Annotated in this window: 9 protein-coding genes; 6 read left to right on the top strand and 3 right to left on the bottom strand. The window is 69.0% G+C overall.

The window, feature by feature from the left end; all coding sequences use genetic code 11:
- Positions 1 to 6: 6 nt before the first annotated feature.
- Positions 7 to 7,029 carry a SpvB/TcaC N-terminal domain-containing protein gene (locus Rhe02_RS20860; protein ID WP_203909967.1) on the bottom strand — a complete coding sequence of 2,341 codons (7,023 nt, stop codon included), beginning with the start codon at positions 7,027 to 7,029 and terminating at the stop codon, positions 7 to 9.
- Between the two features lie 259 nt (positions 7,030 to 7,288).
- Between Rhe02_RS20860 and Rhe02_RS20855 the strand changes: the two genes are divergently transcribed.
- Positions 7,289 to 9,016 (top strand): serine hydrolase domain-containing protein, encoded by a 1,728-nt coding sequence (locus Rhe02_RS20855; RefSeq protein WP_203909966.1) that lies wholly within the window; start codon positions 7,289 to 7,291, stop codon positions 9,014 to 9,016.
- Between the two features lie 20 nt (positions 9,017 to 9,036).
- On the opposite strand, the gene Rhe02_RS20850 is transcribed toward Rhe02_RS20855, so the two are convergent.
- Positions 9,037 to 10,578, bottom strand: coding sequence for an endo-1,3-alpha-glucanase family glycosylhydrolase (locus Rhe02_RS20850; protein WP_203909965.1), 1,542 nt, complete (start codon positions 10,576 to 10,578; stop codon positions 9,037 to 9,039).
- 123 nt (positions 10,579 to 10,701) lie between these two features.
- Here Rhe02_RS20850 and Rhe02_RS20845 point away from each other — a divergent pair, with 123 nt between their 5' ends.
- Positions 10,702 to 12,462, top strand: a complete 1,761-nt coding sequence (locus tag Rhe02_RS20845; protein ID WP_203909964.1) for a carboxypeptidase-like regulatory domain-containing protein — start codon at positions 10,702 to 10,704, stop codon at positions 12,460 to 12,462.
- Between the two features lie 38 nt (positions 12,463 to 12,500).
- Here the strand turns inward: Rhe02_RS20845 and Rhe02_RS20840 are convergent, their stop codons facing one another.
- Positions 12,501 to 15,701, bottom strand: a complete 3,201-nt coding sequence (locus Rhe02_RS20840; RefSeq protein WP_203909963.1) for an AfsR/SARP family transcriptional regulator — start codon at positions 15,699 to 15,701, stop codon at positions 12,501 to 12,503.
- Between the two features lie 109 nt (positions 15,702 to 15,810).
- Between Rhe02_RS20840 and Rhe02_RS20835 the strand changes: the two genes are divergently transcribed.
- The 4 genes from Rhe02_RS20835 to Rhe02_RS20820 are packed head-to-tail and all read left to right on the top strand — an operon-like array spanning position 15,811 to position 18,865.
- Positions 15,811 to 16,023 (top strand): hypothetical protein, encoded by a 213-nt coding sequence (locus Rhe02_RS20835; RefSeq protein ID WP_203909962.1) that lies wholly within the window; start codon positions 15,811 to 15,813, stop codon positions 16,021 to 16,023.
- An 18-nt stretch (positions 16,024 to 16,041) separates the two neighbouring features.
- Positions 16,042 to 16,578 carry a TlpA family protein disulfide reductase gene (locus Rhe02_RS20830; protein WP_203909961.1) on the top strand — a complete coding sequence of 179 codons (537 nt, stop codon included), beginning with the start codon at positions 16,042 to 16,044 and terminating at the stop codon, positions 16,576 to 16,578.
- A complete protein-coding gene (locus Rhe02_RS20825; RefSeq protein ID WP_203909960.1) occupies positions 16,575 to 18,419 on the top strand; it encodes an ABC transporter ATP-binding protein in 1,845 nt (614 codons plus the stop codon). The genes Rhe02_RS20830 and Rhe02_RS20825 overlap by 4 nt, the downstream gene beginning before the upstream one ends.
- Positions 18,416 to 18,865, top strand: coding sequence for a S26 family signal peptidase (locus tag Rhe02_RS20820; RefSeq protein WP_203909959.1), 450 nt, complete (start codon positions 18,416 to 18,418; stop codon positions 18,863 to 18,865). Before Rhe02_RS20825 ends, Rhe02_RS20820 begins: the two co-directional genes overlap by 4 nt.
- Positions 18,866 to 19,087 lie beyond the last annotated feature (222 nt).

Genomic DNA, 19,087 nt, shown 5'->3' with positions numbered 1-19,087 from the left:
ACTCCTTTATCGTCTGCGCTTTTCGTGTTCGGCGAGAATGCTTTGAATGATGATTCGCCTTGCCTCGGCGACGGGCACGTCAGGTCTGCTGTCGCGATAGTCCATAACCCGGAACCGCAGCTCTCTTTCCCCGAGCTCGCGCATCTCCTGCTCTTCCATCTGAGCGTTGTATTGCGCGTTGTCCGAACGCATCCCGCCGAAGAACATCAGCGGCCCGCCGATGCTGCGGCCCAGCAGCCGCACCGCGACGGCGTCCATCGCCGCCTGGGCGGCCAATCCCTGCGCGATCTCCGCCGCGTTTCTCGCCGACGGGTCGTCCAGGAACTGCAGAACAGTGAGGCCGATCGACGCCAAAGTCATCATGATCCCGAGATCGGCCGCGCCCTTCTGGCTGTTGCGCGGCGCGGCTGCGGCTCGCTTCATGTCGGCGGCCAGATCACCCTCGCTGCGCACCTCGTACAACGGAACGCTTTGCGCTTTGAAGAATGCCTTCTGATAGGTCTGCAGCCGGGCCTTGCCGGTCTTGAAGTCGACACCCGCGGCGAGCACGTCGGAGGCCTTGCGGCCCACCAGCCGGTCGGTGTTGGACAGGCCCTTCTTGAGGATCGCGATGTCGGCCGTGACCGAGTCCTTGGGCGAACCGCCCGGCTTGCGGGAGAAGTCGAGGATCACACCGTCGGCGCTGATGACGACTTCCGTGATGATCCGCGATGCGTTCATCTTCGGGAAGTTGAAGCTTCCGGCCTCGACGACCCGCTGGAAGATGTCGTGCAGCCGGGTGCCGAAGGCTGAGGCTCCCTCGTTGGGCTTGCGCCGCAACGCGCTTTCCATGTTGTTGGCGGCCTCCTGCAAGGCGCGCGCGATCTGGGTGACCTCCACGTCCTCGGCGCCGTTCGGGTCGGCGAAACACATCGGCGATGATTTGGCGTACCGGAAAGCATTGAGCCCCGACTTCGGCGCCAGCGGGTCGCAGGACGCCCAGCGGGCCAGGTAGGGCAGGTAGTAGCGAAGGCCGTGGTGGCCCAGGCCGCTCTCCTCGTCGCGTTCGCGCCCGAGGAAGCGGTAACGCTTGCGCGAGTAGCTGCCAAAGCTCGTCTCCCCGTAGGGGGTGTACTCCTCGCGGTTGACGAACGCGCCCGAGGCGTCAAGCACGACGGTCGAGCTGCCGACGTGGTCGTCGAGGTGGAAGGCGATGGGCGGGCCGGCGTCGTCGGGATGCGGCAGCCCGCTGCGTACCAGCGCAATGCGTTGCTGGTCGTCCATCACGTGTACGTGGTTGTTGGCTCCGCCCCTCGGGCCGCTCCAGCGGTGGTGCTCGAACACCCCATCGAGGTAGTGGGTGACCTCGATGGCGCCGCCCTGCCGCCGCACCAGCTTCTTCACCCGCTGACCGGCCGCGTCGTAAAGGTATTGCGCGTGCACTGACGGTTCTGCGCCCGCGGTCTGGGTGGCGAAGGCGCGCAACCGATCCACGTGGGTCCAGCTGAAGTGCCGCGAGGTGGTCTCGGCGATGAGGTTTCCGCTCGCGTCGAAGGTGTACGCGAAAGGCGTCTTACCGGATACCAGCTGCTGCAAGCGATTGCTGGTGGCCGACATGGTGTACGTGCGGGTGAACCCGCCCGCCCCGGCCTTGTCCAGACCGAGCAGGTTTCCGGCCGCGTCGTAGTCGTACTTCTCGGTGTAGGCCTGAGCGCGGGTGACGTCGCCGCCCCGAGGCAGGTCGGTCCACGGGTCGCCGGGCGGTGGGCTTTGCGCCTCGCGCCCGGTCGCGGACCGCAGGCGGTAGATCGGATCGTAGGTGAAGCGCCGGTCCAAAGCGTCGCCGTCGCCAAGCAGCTTGCGCAGCATCGGGTCGCTGGCCGTCAAGGCGGCCGGGTTGCCGGGGATGCCGCTGCCGGGGGTACGGTCCTCGATCGCGAGCAGGTTTCCGGCGAGGTCGAACCGATAGCCCTGGTCTTGCAGCACCGGCCCGCCGGGTCGGTAGGTCGCTTCGCCTGCGAGCGTGTAGTGCTCTGTGCGCAGCCGGGCGAGCCGGAACGACCTGACGTCGTAGGCATACCGGGTCAGCACGCCGTTGCCGTACGCCACAAGGGTTCTGCGGCCAGTCGCGTCGTAGGCGATCCGCTGCACGTAGGTCACGCCGTCCAGGCTCACCGCCTCCAGCTCGCCGGCCCGGTTGTAGGTGGGCCGCAGCTCGCGCCGCTGTCCGGCCACATCGGCCGGGAACAGGTGGCTGGTGGCCCGGTTCAGCGCGTCGTACTGGGTGTTGGTCTGATAGCCCAGCGGTTCCAGCAACAGCGCATCGCGCTGCTCCTGGGTCTGCCCAGGCGCCGGGGTCCAGTCGACGGTGAACGGCTGCACCTGCCAGCCGTTCTGCGGCGCCTTCTCGTAAACGGCCAGCACCGGCCCGTCGGCGATCACCCTTCGCGTGCAGGAGAGCACGTTGCCCTTGAAATCCACCGCATCGATGGTCAGCAATCCCGCCTCGTCGTGCTGGCGTGCAGGAAACCCGAGCAGGTTCGCTTCGCGGGCCGCCTTCCGTTCCGCGGCGGGCTGACCGGGATCGCCGCCGTCGCCGTAGTCGAGGCGCTGGCGCAGGGTGACCGGCTCCGCCGGATCGTCACGCGCCCATAGCCGGGCCAGCCGGTGCAACCGGTCGAATGCTTGCAAGGTAACGACATCGCGTGCGTCGCGGCTCTCCACCGGGTGGCCGAGCGCGTCCGGCACGGTGTCCTGGCGGCCCGCGTCGATACTTTCCACCCGCCAGCGGCGCTTGGCCAGATCGACGGTGTAGCGGAACGCTTCCCGGCCCAGCGCGTCGGTGATGGACAGCAGGTTGCCCTGAATGTCGTAGGCGGCGCGGGTGGTGAGCCGGTCGCCCGCCGCACCTCCGGTACGGGCCACGCTGACCACCGCCCGGCCGAGCGCGTCCAGCTCGACGCTGGTCGGGGTGTTCCAATGGTCGCGGTAGGGCTGGGTGTCATCGCCATGGGTGCGCCCGGCGTTGTCGTTGGCGTCATAGGTGTACGACTCCCACGGCGTAGGCGCGTAGGTGTCCGGGTCGGTCAGGTCGGCCGGCACCCCGAACACGACCCGCTGCTCGCTGCCATCGGGCGACACCGTGCGCACGGTGTGGCCGCGCGGGTCGTAGAAGCTGGTGACCCGCTGCCCGAGCTGATCGCCGGCCGGTTCCGCATAGGCGAAGCCGGTGCCGAAGAACGGCTCGTAGCTGTGCACGATCCGGCCCTTGTTGTCGTAAACGTGTGAGCCGCTGACTATCACGTTGTCGGGGTCGCCCTCCGCGCGGGTGCGCCCCACGGTGTCGCCCACCGGCGGCACATCCACCACGGCCGGGATCACCCCGCCGCCGAAGATCCGGTCACCGAACTGGGTGTCCTCGGCTTGCGCCCGCCGTTGCAGCAGCCGGCCGAACCCGTCGGTGAAGTCCACAGTGGACACCATGTCGCCGGGCGCGCCCTCGTCCGAGTCGTGGTGCACCCGGCGTTCACAGCGCACCGAGATCGGCTGGCCGCGCTCGGCGAAGGCGAGCAGGTCATAACTCATCCGGGTACTGGGCAGGTCTCGGTCGCCCTCGCCATGCTTGCCGCGCACGTGCACGGCGGTGACCAGGCCGAGCGGGGAAAACGTGGCCGAGGTGGTGTTGCCGTTGGGATTGGTGACCGCACGCGGCTTCAGCAGCCGGTAGTCGAAAACGCCCTCGGTCACCAGCCCAGCAGCATCGACGGCTCGAACAGGCAACAGATCGTGCGCGTCGTACTCGATCCGGCTCACCGAACCCAGCGCGTCCATAGTGGACACCACCAGGCCGCGGCTTTCGAAGCGATGCCGGGCGGTCGTCACGTAGTACCCGCCGGGTGAGCCGGGCACGGCATCGTCGCCGTCAAACCGGTAACCGGCGAGGTCGGGCAGCAGCTCGCGGAATTCCGCCGGATACTCCGGCGACCACACCGTGGGGCCGGCCGGGTCGAGGTAGACCGGACGCGGGCGGCCCCCGCCGGAGGGGTAAAGCTGGTCGAGGAACGCGCCGGTGAAGGCGAGCGACTCGACCCGGGTCGGCAATCCCTGCTCGCCAAGCGAACCCAGCGGCAGCCCGGTGAACGCCTCCCCGTCGTAGAAGGTGCGGGTGTGCCCGGTCAGGCGCAGCGAGGCCCCGGCCCGCCCGGCCTCACCGGCCAGCACCGCCCGCCGCAGCTGCTCGACGGAGGCGGTGCCGTCGTTGACCACCTCGAAGCTGCTCGCCCGGGCCACCCGGTCGACGAGGTAGTGGCCGGCGTCGTCGCGCTGCGCGTACTGGGTGGTGGCGAACGTGGCCAGATAGCTTGCGCCCGTGGGGGAATCGGCTGCACGGCCCCTCGGCAGGGCGATCGCGAGCGTTCCGGTCGGCAACCCGTACCGGTCGAAACCCGCCGTGAAGGAGAAGACGGTAAGCGGGTCGTCGCCGCGCTCCCACTGGGTGCTTCGCTGACCGAGCACGAAGGGATAGAAGACCCCCGCCGACTCCTCGCGCAGGCCCGGCAACGACTCCGTCACGGTGTAAGGCCGGTCCGCGCGTTGCGTGCCGTCCAGTGCGAAGAGCTCGCTGCGCAACACCTGCCCCCGCAGCGCCCGCAGCGCCGAGCGCCGCGCCTCCCGGCTCAGCCCCCGCAGCAGGGAGGTCTGCTCGGCCGGCCGAGACAGCAGCGACGGGTCGCCGGGCCAGTACTCGTTGCTCAGATCCAGCTCGGTCCAGTCGCCCGCTTCCACCGCGGCCACCGGCCCGAGATGGAACCAGGTCTTGGTGAGGGTCGGCGGGGAAAAGTGCTCCGTCGCGACCGTGCCGGGCGATTCGGCGAAGGTCTCCGAGTCGATCTGCTCCACCATGCCGAAACCGCGGAACTCGCGCTCGAGGCCGTCCCAATACCCGTGGTGGTACCGGAAAACCGCGGTCGACCGGCCGTGCGAGAAGGCGTCGTCCACCTCGACCTTCGCCACCACGTGGACCGGGAACGGCAGCGTGGTGCGCCAGCGGTTGACCGGGTGGGACCGGTCGCGCTGAAACTCCTCGGTCGACGACCGGTAGCGGACGGCCGTGCGAGCACCGTGATGATTGTCGATTCCTGTCAGCAGGTAGGGCTTCACGCCCGCGGTGAGGTCCAGGAACCGCAGATGCGCCCGCCCGGACCCGTCGTCGGCCCGGCTGAACAACACTCCGGCCATCCCGGTGCCGTGCAGATCCGCGAGCTGCACCGCATCGGTGTCCACCAGAGGCGTTCCCACCACCGTGATCGGCTGCTCGGTCCACGAGTTGCCGCAACGGTTGCCCCACAACAGAACCCGGCCTTGGTCCAGGTAGGCCAGGTCGGCGACGCCGTCGCCGTCGAGATCGCCGAGCAGCACGCGCCTCGGGTCGTACCCGTCGGGCAGCCGCGGCGACGTGCGCATGGTGATCATCGCGCCGAACCGCCCGTGCCCCAGGTTCGGCCAGTAGCCGACGTTGCCGCTGCGCAGCAGGACGATGTCCGACAGCCCGTCGCCGGTCATGTCGGCCATCCTGATCCGGGGATCGGCAAAGTCCACATCGGACAGACCACCCGCGGTGGGCAGGCCGGTGAACGCCTGGCTCTCCCACGCCCGGTCGGGGTCGGCATCGTTGAACCAGGACTCCAGTACCCGGCCGGAGAAGAGCACGTCGGTCAGGCCGTCGCCGTCGAGGTCGACCAGCCGCACCCGGGGATCGGCCAGATCCACGCTCGGCCGCTGCCTATACTGCTGAAACGAATTCCGGCTCCATCCGCCACCGAAGGACATTGGGAAGTAGCCGAACCCGCCCGCCGAAGCCGGGGCGGACACGACCAGATCGGGACGTCCGTCGCCGTTGGCGTCCATGAACTGTGTGCCGACGCCAAGCGCGAAGGGCGGGGCCTCGGTCAGCGGCCGTGGCGCCTCGAAGCGGCCACCGCCGGCGTTGCGCCAGAACCGTTGCGCGGAACCGAGCTCGACCAGGTCCGGCTGGCCGACGCCGCGCAGGTCCACCATGGACAGCGCGGGGTGGCTCAACGGCACCGGCGGCAGGGCCGGCCCGGTCAGCGGCTGGAACCGGCGGCCGGCCGGATCGAAAGTGGAGTACTCGAACGTCACCGGCGGCATCGGCTCCTGCGCAGTCCCGTCCACACCGACCAGGCCGACCCGGGTCAGCAGCGACACCCCGTTGAAGGGGGCCTGCTGGTAGTCGAGCCGGTATTCGCGGGCTGTGCGCGCCACGCCGTCGGCCGCATGCGTCGACACCCGGATCGTGTGGCAGCGCAGGGTTGTGCGGATCTCGAATCCGCTGCGGTAGGTGGAGAACGGGTCGGGCCTGCTCTCATAATCGAAGTCGACGGTCACGAGGAAAGAGGGCGCGGCCGGATCGCCGTAGTCGGCGTAGGAAATCCGTTCGATCAGCGGCTGTCCGGAGTCGGCCAGGTACTCGTACCGGATCACGTTGTTCATCGGGTCGCGGACCTCGGTGAGCCGCCACCCGGCGATCCGGTCGGGGTCGGCGGGATCGGCCACCGGCTCGCCGTAGCGTGAGCGCAGGCCGTCGCGGGTGCGGACCTCCCAATAGTCGCCGGAGTCGTCCCGCACGTGCTCGATGCGCGCGAAAAGCCCCTCGGTCCGGGGCCGGTACCGCACCCGGCCCGGCGTCGAACCCGCCACCGGTACCAGATCCTCGGTTCCGGAGAGGATGAACACGTCGGAGGGGTCGTAGCGGGGCACGCCACGGGAGGTCTTACGCATCACGGCGGTCAGGCCCATGTCCCAGCCCAGCCCCCACGGCCCATTGCCGGACCCGGTCTGGTAGCGCAGCGCCAGCGCGGGCTGCACGCCAAGCCTCCCGGCCGGTACCTCGATCGGCACCGAGAATCTGCCCGCACCGCTGGACAGATCCGGTGTGAATGTCTCCCCCAGACCGGCGACCGCCCCACCACCGGACGGCAACGAGATCACCGATCCGGCGGCAGTCGGATCGGTTGTTGCAACCGCACCCACGCCACTCCCCCTTCTAGCGAACTGGGGACCACCATGGCGCGCGATGCGGAAACAGCGCAGAAACGGCGCAGAAAGCCCCAGCAAGACCGGGCCGTGTCCTGGCAAAGGGTTGGCATATGAGCTGTTTATGCTGGTACAGCGCCATGGGGGCGGTCTACCGGCTGGCTTCGCATCGCACTGCTTTCGCGCGTCACGCGAGAGGCACCCATCTAGTTTGAACGCGGAGCCGTCGATGTTTTGTGGACGTTTGGTGCGTGCCATGGCGGGCGTCGCCGCCGCCGTCGGCCTTGCCGTCCTCGCCCAGTCGGGCGCGGTGGCCGCACCGGTCAGCGGGCCGCCCACGGTTACCGGTGCCGACATCAAGTTCGCGCGCCCGCCGCAGACGCTGCGTTACGGGACAGCACAGCAGGCCGGGCTGGTTCCCCGGTACATCGACCAGATCGCCGTCGACATCGCTCGTTTCCTGCGGCCGTCGCCGACGTATCCGATGTATCCCGGCGCGGTCGCGCTGGCGGCCCACGACGGCGTGATCGTCGCGCATGACGTGGTCGGCTACGCGCTGCGCTATCTCAACGATGCCCCCACCGAGATCCCGCCCGACCAGTGGATTGCGATGCAGCGCGACACCATCTTCGATGTCGCCTCGATGACCAAACTGTTCACCGCGATCGCCGCCGTGCAGCTCATCCAGGACGGCCGGATCGCGCTCGACGCCCCGGTGGTGCGCTACATTCCGGCCTTCGCGGCCAACGGCAAGTCCGACATCACCATCCTCAACCTGCTCACCCACACCTCGGGGTTGCCCGCTGACCCAAACCCTTCACTGTGTACCTATGCCACCTACGACGAAATGTGGGCAGCCGTCTACGCGGTCGCGCCGCTGACTCCGCCGAACGTGGCGTTCCTCTACGCCGACATGAACATGATGACGCTGGGCAAGGTCATCGAAACGGTCACCGGGCAAACCCTCGATCACGTGATCGCGCAACACATCACCGGGCCGCTGAAGATGACCGAGACGATGTTCAACCCGCCGGCCCGGCTCAAGCCGCGGATAGCCGCCGAGGAGTACCAGCCGTCGACCGGCCGCGGCATCGTGTGGGGCAGCGTGCACGACGAGAACGCCCTGTGCGTCGGCGGGGTCTCCGGGCACGCCGGGATCTTCTCCACCGCCAATGATCTGGCCGTGCTGGCGCAGGCTCTGCTCAACGGCGGGCAATACCAGGGCGCCCGGATCCTTTCGCAGGATTCGGTACGGGAGCTGTTCACCAACTACAACCAGGCCTTCCCCACCCACGACCACGGCTTGGGCTTCGAGCTCGACCAGCGCCGCTACATGGGCGCGCTAAGCTCACCGGTCACCGCCGGGCACACCGGCTTCACCGGCACGTCGATCGTCATCGACCCGCTGGCGCATTCGTTCGTCATTCTGCTCACCAACCGGGTCCACCCGAGCCGCAACTGGGGCAGCATCAACCCGGCCCGCGCCGCCGTCGGCACCGACCTGGCGATGGCCCTGCCGGTGCGCCCCACCCAGGGCCGCACCGCCTGGTTCGCCGGGACAGCCGACAACACCACGACCACGCTCACCATTCCGCTCGCCGTTCCGGCCGGTGGCGCGCAGCTGTCGTTCGATCTGTGGTACGACACGGCCGAGACCGACAGCGGCGCCGTGGAGACGTCCTCGGACGGCGGCACGACCTGGCACCTGGTTCCGCTTTCGCTGCAGGTGGGCAAATACAGCTGGCAGACCGACGGAACGTTCACCGGATTCGAAGGCAGGCAATGGTTGCGGGCCACGGCGCAGCTGGGGGCCGGCGTCACCAACCTGCGCTGGAGCTACCACACCGGACCGGCCCCGCACGGCCGCGGCGTCTACGTCGACGCCGTACTGGTGACCGGCCCGCAAGGGGTGCTCTTCGATGAAAGCCGGCCCAGCGATGCCGCGCTGTTCCAGCCGAACGGCTGGATAGAGAGCCAAACCTGAACTAGAACCGAACGGTGCACTCAAACGCAGGCTGTGCCGCCACCGCCGTGGTAGATCCAGTCCTGCAGCGCAATGCTCGACCTGATCGGGGTGCGGCTCTGCACTTTGAGCACGGTGCCGCCCCGGCGCAGCTCGAACACGGGCGTGGTCCCAGCCTTCAACGGCACCTTGAACGAGACCACGCCCGGCTCGGCCACGTCCTTGGTCTGCACCTCGGACCCCTGGGTGATGACGAGCTGGCCGGGCGCGGCGACGAAGCCGAGCAGCTCCACATCGTTGGTAATCGGATCGCCCATCGTCAGCTTCATCGGCTTGACCTGTTTGGAAGTGTCGTAGGGCAGGCCGGTGTGGTGGCTGCGGTGAAAGTAGTACACGGCATCGCGTTTGAGCGCCGGCCGGCTGCCCTTCTTGAACCAGGCGAGGTAGTAGGCGGCAACGTCCCCCACCGACGTGCCGCGTTCCTGCGACGGCGCCGTCCACGCCTCTTGATAGTCGTTCCAGGTGCGCAGGTAAACCCAGTCAGCGCCGCCCGCGATCGCCTTCTCCCAGGTCGCGCGCAGGGTGGCGCTGTTGCCCGCTTCCCAGAACTGGCCGGTGTTGGTACGGGTGTCCTCGAACACCAGCGACGCCATGTAAATGCGGCCCTGGTTGTGCGCCTGGGCGGTGTGCGAAGGAATCGAGCCCGCGCTGGCGGCCCAGGCGCTGCCCCACCTCGAATAACCCAGCACGCTGTTGTTCCACTCGCCGCCGCGCGATTCCGGTGACCCGTCAAGGAAAAGCGGCAGTAGCGAGGTCTTAACCCCTTGCGCGGCCAGCGAAGTGCCCACGGCGTCCCACCACGATGCCGGTTTGCGCTCGGGGTAGAACGGTGCCAGCACGATCGCGCCGTCCTTTCTCACCAGAGCCGGCTCATCCTTGACCTTCAGCACGTCCGAGATGATCCCGTCGGGCAATGAGTCCGCGCCCTGCGGCAGATCAGGGCTGAGCATGATGCTGAAGCCGGGGTCGACCGCCTTCACCGCGGCCAGCATCGCCGGCAGCTGGTTCCACCGCTGGTCGGTCGGGTGGGTGTGATACTCCCAGATGAAACCGTCCAGCCCGATCGCGATCGCCTGCTTGATCTCGGTCTCGAAGTCCAGTTGCTTCCAGGATCCGCCGCGCGCGGGCCTGGCGATCGGGCGGTCCCGCAGGTCGTACTGCCCGGACGCGTTCCCGGTGAACTGCCACTTGGCGTAGCTGTCGGCGTCGGGCGGCTTGTTCTCAATGGACACCGGGAAGGGCGGGAAGTAGAAAGCGAAGGCCTTCTTGGCCGACGATCGCAGCGACGCCGCGCTCGGCTTGTCGAAGGCGAGCCGTCCGCAGCTCTGGCCGGGCGAAGCGCTCGCGCTCGGCTGCGGCGAGGCGCTGGGGTCCGTCTGCTCGCCGAGCTCGGCCGCACCGAGGTCGCGCGCAGCGACGCTCATCGCGGGCCGGGTGGCCGCGATGAGGACTACCCCCGCCGAGGCGACCAGGACCACCCCGGTCACGATCAGACTGACATGGATGATCGTCTTGCGCCGCATGCGCGAAAGCGTATATCGCGTCGCGCATCTTGCTCGAGTTCGGTACGCTCTCGCATCGACGGGGGTCATCATCGCAATCAACCCCGCCTTTCCATGTCCCGATCAGGTGTGTGAGGGGGTTACATGCGCAAGTTTCGACTACCACGATTAGGGCTGCTGATCTCAGGCCTCATGATGGTGGCGGTTGGCGCCGCCGCGCCGGCTCAGGCGGTCGCCGACACCGGCAGCATCGCCGGTCATCTCACCGACAACGGCAGCCCGGTGGTCCATGCGTTCGTCACCGTGTACGGGCCCAGTGCCGTCACGACGACGACCGATGTCAATGGCTTCTATCGAGCCGAGGGCCTGCAACCAGGACCCGAATACCGGGTCACGTTCAGCATGGCCCCCGGTTTGACCCAATTTGCTCAGTCGAAGCTCACCGATCCGACGGCCACCAGATACACGGTGACAGCCGGCGCGGAGACGATCGTGGACGACTCCCTGCTGCCGCGGGGTTCGGCGACCGGCCGCTTCGTCGACAGCGACGGATCTCCCATCGCCGGCGCCTCGGTTACTCTCAACCACATCGGGGGAAGCTCGGGGCCGGGCACCACCACCGACGCCAACGGTTTCTGGACCATCGGCTCGGCGTTCGCCGCCTCCTACGAGGTGTTGTTCCAGAAGTATGAGCTCGGCATCTATCAGCTGGCCTTCGGCAAGCCCGCTTTCGATCCGGGCTATCGGGCCGATCCGGTGACCGTCACCGCCAACACGACGACAACGGTCAATGACACGGCCCTGCCGCGGGGCGATGTGCTTGTCCACGCCCGCGATTCGCTCACGGGCGCGCCCGTCAACTCGTTCTACGCCGAGATCTTCCCGCGCAGCGGCAGCACCGAGACCGGGACGCTTCTGATCCAGAGCGTTCAGGCGGGCACTCGGAACCTCAACATTTTCGGCGAGGGCCACCACTCCCGCTCCGCAACCGTTGCGGTGACGGGCGGTGCACAGGCCGAGGTGACCGTTGACCTGGTCCCGGCGTCTGCGTTGGAGGTGACGGCCGTCGACGCGGCGACCGGCGCTCCGGTTCCAGGCGTCTGTATTCAGCTGACCACTCTCACCGACGGCACCATCGACTCGGAATGCGACGAGCCCACCGACGAGCAGGGTCACCTGACCCGTACTTTCCTTGAGGCGGGTACTTATCAGGTGTTCGCCGCACCGGTCAACGCCCCCGGCTACGGCGCGCAGTGGGTGGGTCCGCATGGCGGCACCGGTCGCCAGCTGCAGGCCAAGTCCATCACACTGAGTGCGGGGCAGACCAAGAGCCTGACCATCAAGATGGACCGCGCCGGAACCATCACCGGACGGGTCACCAAACCAGACGGTCAGCCGGCGGCCTCGGCCAGGGTCGGCCTGGTCCAGGGCGGTTACCCGATCTGCTGTGGGGGGCCGGTCACCACCAGCACGGACGAAAACGGCTTCTACACCATCGACTTCGCCGGCCCGTATGACTGGCCGCTGAGCTTCGTCCAGGACAACCTGCAGTTCGCGGGCCACACCGCCAATCGTCATCTGGCGCAGACGGTTCGGGTGAGGGCAGGTGCGACCACGACGTACGACTACCGGTTCAAGGCGGGCACGGCAGTCACCGCCACCGTCCTGGGCCGATCCGGCGACACTCTGGTGGCGCACAACGCTTTCACCGGCGATACGACGGGATGGTCGTTCGGAGACCTCTCCGAGCCGCAGCACCTGAGCCTGCTCGGCCCCCAGTTCGTCAAGTTCCGCGCCACGGGCGTTGACGGCGAAGCCTGGTTCGGCGGAGACAGCTTCGCCGATGCCAGCATCTTCTTCATTCCGGGTTCCGGGAGCAAATCCATCACCCTGAACTTCGGCTGAACCGCACCGCGGACGGCGGCCCGGCCGCCGTCCGCACCTCACAGCAGCGTGCGCGCCCGCCGGGCGACCCGTGCCGACCTCGCTTCGATGTACTGGTAACCGGTACGGCGGCTCAGCGCCAGCGCATGGTGGGCGCTGGTCAGGGCGGGCTTGAGCTTGCCGGTGGCCAGAAACGCCTCGGCCAGCAGCGCCAGCGCGTCGGCCTGCAGGGTCCGGTAGCCGAACCGGCGCGCCTCACGCAGCGCCTCCTGCGCATGCCGCAAGGCTTGGGCCGGGTCGGTGTCGCGCACGGCACCGGCCACACCGAGCAGCGCAACCGTTGCGGTGTAACGGTTATCCGCCATCCGGGCCATCCTCAGCGCCTCCTGGTGACACTCGCGCGCCAGATCGGCCTCACCGCGGGCGCGGTGCGCCTGGCCCAGCGCGTTCAGCGCCGCCGTCTCGGCCTCCTGATTGGCGCTCTCCCGCGCGTGCAGCAGGGAACGCGACGCGTGATCGAGCGCCCGGTCCAGCAGACCGGCGCGCAGGTACACCGAGGAAAGCTCAGTGAGCACAGCGCTTTCGATGTCGTGCCCGGCGACCGCGGCGGCCTTGCGCGCGCGGTCGAGGCATTGCCCGGAGGCGGCGAGATGGGCCAGTTCCTTTTCGGCCACGGCCAGATTGACCAGGCTGATCGCTTCGATGGTGTGCGCTCCGCTGGCAGCGGCCTGCGCCGCTGCCCGCTCGTAGATGTCGCGGGCTTCCCGGATCCGGCCCGCCTCAAGGCAGATGTTTCCCAAGCTGATGAGCAGAACCACCTCGGGCCGGCCGGCCGCCCTGGCCGCCGCGAGCGCCCGCCGATAGTGGATGTCGGCCCGGCGCAGGTTGCCCCGGCGCCAGTGCACGTTGCCGATGGCGTTGTGGGTCTGCTCGGCCACCGCAAGGTCGTCCGGCGCGGCAAGGGTTTGCGCCCGGTGCGCGGCGGCCAGCGCCTGGGGAAGCTGACGGGCCAGGAAGTGCGCGTAACTCAGGCTGATCAGGGATGCCATCAGGCCCGGCCGGTCACCGGCGGCTTCTGCGGCGGCCCGTGCGTTGCCGGCCACGGCGAGCCACTCCTGAGCCCGGTGGGCGTGCCACAGGTAGACCCGCATCCGGTCGGCGATCAGCCAGGCGAAGCCGCGGCCCTCGGGATGGGTGGCGGCGTCGGCCACCAGCGATACCAGGTTGGCTCTTTCGGCATCGAGCCAGGCCAGAGCGCTTGGGGCGTCAGGGAAAGACTGCGCCGGCAGCCCGTCGGGCAACGCCAGCCGCCCAGCGTGGGGATACAGCCGCGCGGCGGCGGCGTCGGCCATGGCCAGCTGGTGACACCAATGCCGGTGCCGGGCCGCCGCCAGCTCGGCGAGGTCCAGGCGCGACAGAGAGATGGCGTAGGAACGCACGAGATCATGCATCGTGTACCGGCCAAGCCCCGCCTTGTCCACCAAGTGCGCGGCGACCAGCTGGTCGAGGGCTGCCTCGGCCGCGCCAAGCTCGTCGCCGGTCACCGCGGCCACCGTGGCGGTGGCGGCGTCGGCCCCGGGCACCGCGCCGAGCGCGCGGAACGTGCGCTGGCACGCCGGGTCCAGCCGCAGGTAGGACAGGCGGAAGGCGTTGGCCACCGCGGCCTGCGGGTCGCCCGGGATCGCCAGGCGTGAAAGCGGATCGCCCTGCCGCAGTCGCTCGGCGAAGCCGGCGACGGAACGGGCGGGATCGTCGGCGATCTGGATGCCCGCGAGGCGAAGGGCAAGCGGCAGCCCACCGCACAACCGGGCCACCTCGGCCAGGGCCACGGCCTCCCGATCGCGGCGATCCGGTGCTATCCCCGCGCCCAGGACGTCGATAGCCTCCACATCGGACAGTGGGCCGAGCGCGACCCTTACCGCCCCGTTGGACGCGGCCAGCCCGCCGAGGCTGGCCCGGCTGGTCACCAGCACCAGGGACGAATGGTTGCCGGGCAGCAGCGGCCGGACCTGCTCGGGCGACGCGGCGTTGTCCAGCAGGACCAGCACCCGCCGCGTGTGCAGATGGCTGCGCAGCAAGGCCGCCGCCTCCGAGGTGGCCAGCGGAATGCGGTCGCCGGGGACACCGAGGGCACGAAGGAACGCGCCCAGCGCGTGCAGCGGCGGCAGCGGCGGGTCGTCGGCCCAGCCGTGAAGGTCCACATAGAACTGCCCGCCGTCGAAGTGTTCCGCGACGGAGTGCGCGAAATGCAGTGCCAGCGCGGTTTTCCCGGCCCCGCCCGCGCCCGCGATGACGAGCAGCGGCGCGCCCTGCCCCAGCGCCAGCCGGGTCAGCTCGGCCAGCTCCGCGGCGCGTCCGACAAATCCGCCCGGCGCCGCCGGAAGCTGCGCCGGCACAGGCAGCACCGCAGGCGAGACGCCCTGCAACACAGACGAGACGCCCTGCGGCACAGGCGAGACACCCTGCGCGGCGGGTGAGGTGGCCTGTGCCGCGGGCGAGGGGCCGACGGGCGGGCAGTCGTCGCGAAGAATCGAGGCGTGCAGCTCTCTGAGTCTGCTGCTGGGCTCGAGGCCGTACTCGTCGTTGAGGTGGGCGGTATAGGAGCGGAACTGCGCCAGCGCGTCCACATGGCGGCCAGCGCGGGTCAGCGCCAGCATCAGATGCCCGCGCAGGCGTTCGCGCAGGGGATGCTCGGCCACCAGGCCCGTCAGCTCCCCGATCAGCCGATCATGGCGGCCCAGCTCCAGATCGCAGGCGATTCGCTCGTCGAGCGCGAGCAGCCGCCGTTCCTCCAATTCGGACCGCGCGGCCCGCGCGAAGGGCATGTCCAGGCCGGCCAGTGCGGCCCCGCGCCACCGGCCCAGCGCGTTTTGCAACAGGTCGCCCGCCTGCTCGTGCCCGCCGCTGGCGATGGCACGGCTCGCCTGGGCCACCCGCTCGTCAAAGCCCCACAGGTCGACCTGGACGCTGTCGGCGCGCAACATATAGCCCGCGGCCACCGAGGTGATCACCTCACAGGCCAGCTTGCGGCGCAGCGCGGAGATCAGCACATGGATCCGGGTTCGCGCCGAGGCGGCCGCCACCGCCCATAGCGAATCGATCAGTTTCTCCACCGTCACGACCCGGCCCGGCACCAGCGCCAGCACGGCGAGCACGCCACGCTCCATCGGGGCCAGCGGCCGCGATTTCCCGTCGATCAGCAGCTCAGGCACGCCCAGAAGCCTGATTTCCACCAGGCTGCCGGTCTCCGCCTCCCCCATGCTTACGAGCCTAGTGGCAACGCCGGTAGTCGATGCGAAGCCCGTTGTTAGCCCCGCCTGGCACGCTGATCAGCAAGAGCAACATCCACTTCTTTCAGAGGAGGACCGGATGGTTGAACTGCTCAACCAGTTCGGAGACCGGCTGCTCAGCGCGATAGTGCCGCGCAAGGAAGCCAGCGCGTGCCAGTGCCGGGGCGGCTACTACGAATGCAAGTGTTCCGGCGGCGTCGCGTGGCGGCGCTGGTGTTCGGAGAACTGCAACTGTGTCAAGAGTTGTGGCGGCTGGTACGTCGGGGACTGCCCCTACTACCCAGTCTGTTAGAAGGGACCGGCCACCGAAATGTATCTGCTGACCGCCGCGGTCGTCATCGTCGGCCTCCTGTGCCTGCTCGATCTGATCCTGACCCTAGGTGTCATCCGGCGACTGCGTGAACACACCGAAACGTTGGCGCAGCTGTCATCCAGCGGCCGGGACGGCATCGCGCCCGGCACGGTGGTCGGTGACATCCACGGCAGGAGCATCACCGGGACAGCGATCGACCGCACCTTCCTGACCGGCGGCGAAGACACCGTCATCGGCTTCTTCTCCCCCGGCTGCGGCCCCTGCAAGGCGCTGTTGCCCGAATATCTGTCGTTCGTTTCGGACATCCCGAGCCGGGTGCTGACCGTCATTGTCGGCGACCATGACGCGGCATCGGAGTATGTCGAGGCGCTGGCAGGCACCGGCGAGATCGTCGTCGAGTCCCCGCCCGGGGCGATCGCCCAGGCGTTGGGGGTGGACGGGTACCCGACGATATGCATGGTCGATAACGGGGGACGGGTGGTGGCCGCCGGAGCCAGCACCCGAACCTTGCGGGCCTACGCGGCCGCGACATGACCGACGGCACGGCCAGCAGGCTTGGGCCGCAGCGGATTGCGCATCATCTGGCCGCTGCGGCCCTGCTCGCCTGGCGGGCCGCACCGCGGGCGATCGCGGTGTATGCGCCGCTGGCGGTGGGCACCGGGCTGATTCCCGTGGCGGCCGCGTGGTGTACCAAGCAAATATTTGACCGCATCACCGGCGAACCCGGCTGGAACGGGCTCACCGCACCGCTGGCGACGCTGGCCGCGTTGGCGGTCCTCCAGGCCGTGACGCCCGAGCTGCGGCGCTACCTGCACGGGCACATCTCACGGGCGGTGGCCCTGCGGGCGATGGACCGGTTGTACGTGGCGGTCGGCCGGCTGAGCGGGCTGGCCAAACTGGAGGATCCAGCTTTCCGCGACCGGCTCAACATGGCCGAGCAGGCGGGCCGGGGCTGGCCCGCCCACCTGGTCGACGACTCGCTGGCCACCGCGCAGGCCTCCATCACGCTGATCGGGTTCCTCGCCACCTTGATCACCCTCGAGCCGGCGCTGGCCGTGGTGGTGCTCGCGGCGGCCGTCCCGACGATGGTGGTGCAGGTGCGCCTGGGCCGGGCGCGGGCGGCCATGATGTGGCGCATCAGCCCGCACGCGCGCCGCGAGCATCATTTCGCCGATCTGCTGACCAGCATTCCCGCCGCCAAGGAGCTGCGCCTGTTCGGGCTGACCGACATGTTTCGTGGCCGGATGCTGCGGGAGCTGAGCCAGTCCAATCGGGAACAGGCCGGCCAGCAGCGGATGGAGCTGCGGGTCACCGGCCTGCTGCAGGCCCTCACCGCGGCGATCGCGGCGGCGGGTCTGGTGTGGGCGGTCTCGGCCGCGGCCCGGGGCGCGCTGAACATCGGCGACCTGGCGCTTTTCATAGCCGCTGTGCCCGCCACCCAGTCGGCGATCCAGGAGCTCGTGCAGCGGCTTGGCACCGCCCATCAGGCGGCCCTGATGTTCGACCACTACCGTTTCGTCGAGGAGCAGCCGCCGGACCTGCCGGTCCCGCTCAAACCGGTGCCGGTGCCCCCGCTGCGGACCGGTATCCAGCTAGATGACGTCTGGTTCCGTTATTCGAGCGACGGGCCCTGGGTGTTGCGCGGGGTGAACCTGTTCATCCCGGCGGGCGCCGCGGTCGCGCTGGTGGGCCTGAACGGGGCCGGAAAGAGCAGCCTGGTCAAGCTGTTGTGCCGGTTCTACGACCCGGACCGCGGCAGCATCCGATGGGACGGCATCGACCTGCGGGACATGCCGGTGGCCCAGCTGCGTGACCGGATGGCGGCAGTGTTCCAGGACTACATGTCCTACGAGATGACGGTGCGGGAGAACATCGGCGTGGGCGATCTCGCCGCGGCACAACACCCCGGCCGCATCGAGGCGGCCGCCCGCCGGGCCGGCATCCACGACAAAGTTCGCGGCCTGGCCCGCGGCTACGACACGCTGCTGTCGCGCACCTTCTTCCACTCCGGGGATCACGACGACCCGGACACCGGGATTCTGTTGTCGGGTGGCCAATGGCAGCGGCTGGCGCTGGCTCGGGCGTTTCTGCGCGAAGGAAGAGACCTGGTCATTCTTGACGAGCCGAGCTCGGGGCTCGACGCCGAGGCGGAGCACGCCATCCACACCCAGCTGCGCGCCCATCGGCAGACGGCGACCAGCCTGCTCATCTCGCACCGGCTCGGCACCATCCGCGACGCAGACCTCATCGTCATCCTCGACGATGGCCAGGTCGCCGCTCAGGGCACCCACGACGAGCTGATGGCGTCGGAATCGGGCTACGCCAGGCTGTTCCGGCTTCAGGCAGCGGGCTATGAGAACGCGGCGGCGCGGTGAGCACCTTGCTCGCTCTCGCCGGTCTCGCCGTTGCGCTCGCGCTGACCGCGGTCGTGGCTCTGCGCCGCCGTTTCCTCATCATCGACGTGAGAGGCGACAGCATGAGCCCCGCGTTCGCCCACGGCGACCGCGTCCTGGCGCGCCGCAGCCGGTTGCGGGCGGTGCGCCGGGGAGACGTCGTGGTGATCGAGGCGCCGGACGCGACGCGGGAGATGGAGCCGGTGGACCGCTGGCACCTCAAGCGGGTGACCGCGCTGCCGGGCGATCCGGTTCCGCCGGGCATCCCCGTCGCCGAGCTGGTGGTCCCCGCCCAGCATCTGGTGGTCCTCGGCGACAACGCCCGCCGCAGCGCGGACTCGCGAACCGTCGGGTTCTATCGGGCCGACGCGCTCGTCGGCGTTGTCCTGCGGCTCAGCGCCGGCCGCCGGGCTTCTTTCCGCGGCTGAGCCACTTTGGCGGATGGCGACGAAAGTTGCGCCAATTTCGACGTAACATCTAGACGTGGTCATCGAAACCTTTTAATGTTGGTACAGCAATAACTGTTGCCCTGGGCTGTGATCGGCGGACCGGCCCGAGGAATGTTCCGGCGATGATCTTCTATGCATCGCTCGGCGTGATCGGCGCACGCCCTGTTTGGACCACGTACGACAGGAAGCGAGACACACGAT

This window comes from Rhizocola hellebori, assembly GCF_016862955.1.
Lineage (GTDB): Bacteria > Actinomycetota > Actinomycetes > Mycobacteriales > Micromonosporaceae > Rhizocola > Rhizocola hellebori.
Note: the sequence above shows the minus strand (reverse complement) of the source record. Positions and strands in the feature narration are given on the sequence as shown.

Coding starts and splice junctions, on each gene's coding strand:
- Rhe02_RS20855 (WP_203909966.1), top strand. CDS start 7,289: ATGGCGGGCGTCGCCGCCGCCGTCGGCCTTGCCGTCCTCGCCCAGTCG.
- Rhe02_RS20850 (WP_203909965.1), bottom strand. CDS start 10,578: ATGCGGCGCAAGACGATCATCCATGTCAGTCTGATCGTGACCGGGGTG.
- Rhe02_RS20845 (WP_203909964.1), top strand. CDS start 10,702: ATGCGCAAGTTTCGACTACCACGATTAGGGCTGCTGATCTCAGGCCTC.
- Rhe02_RS20840 (WP_203909963.1), bottom strand. CDS start 15,701: ATGGGGGAGGCGGAGACCGGCAGCCTGGTGGAAATCAGGCTTCTGGGC.
- Rhe02_RS20835 (WP_203909962.1), top strand. CDS start 15,811: ATGGTTGAACTGCTCAACCAGTTCGGAGACCGGCTGCTCAGCGCGATA.
- Rhe02_RS20830 (WP_203909961.1), top strand. CDS start 16,042: ATGTATCTGCTGACCGCCGCGGTCGTCATCGTCGGCCTCCTGTGCCTG.
- Rhe02_RS20825 (WP_203909960.1), top strand. CDS start 16,575: ATGACCGACGGCACGGCCAGCAGGCTTGGGCCGCAGCGGATTGCGCAT.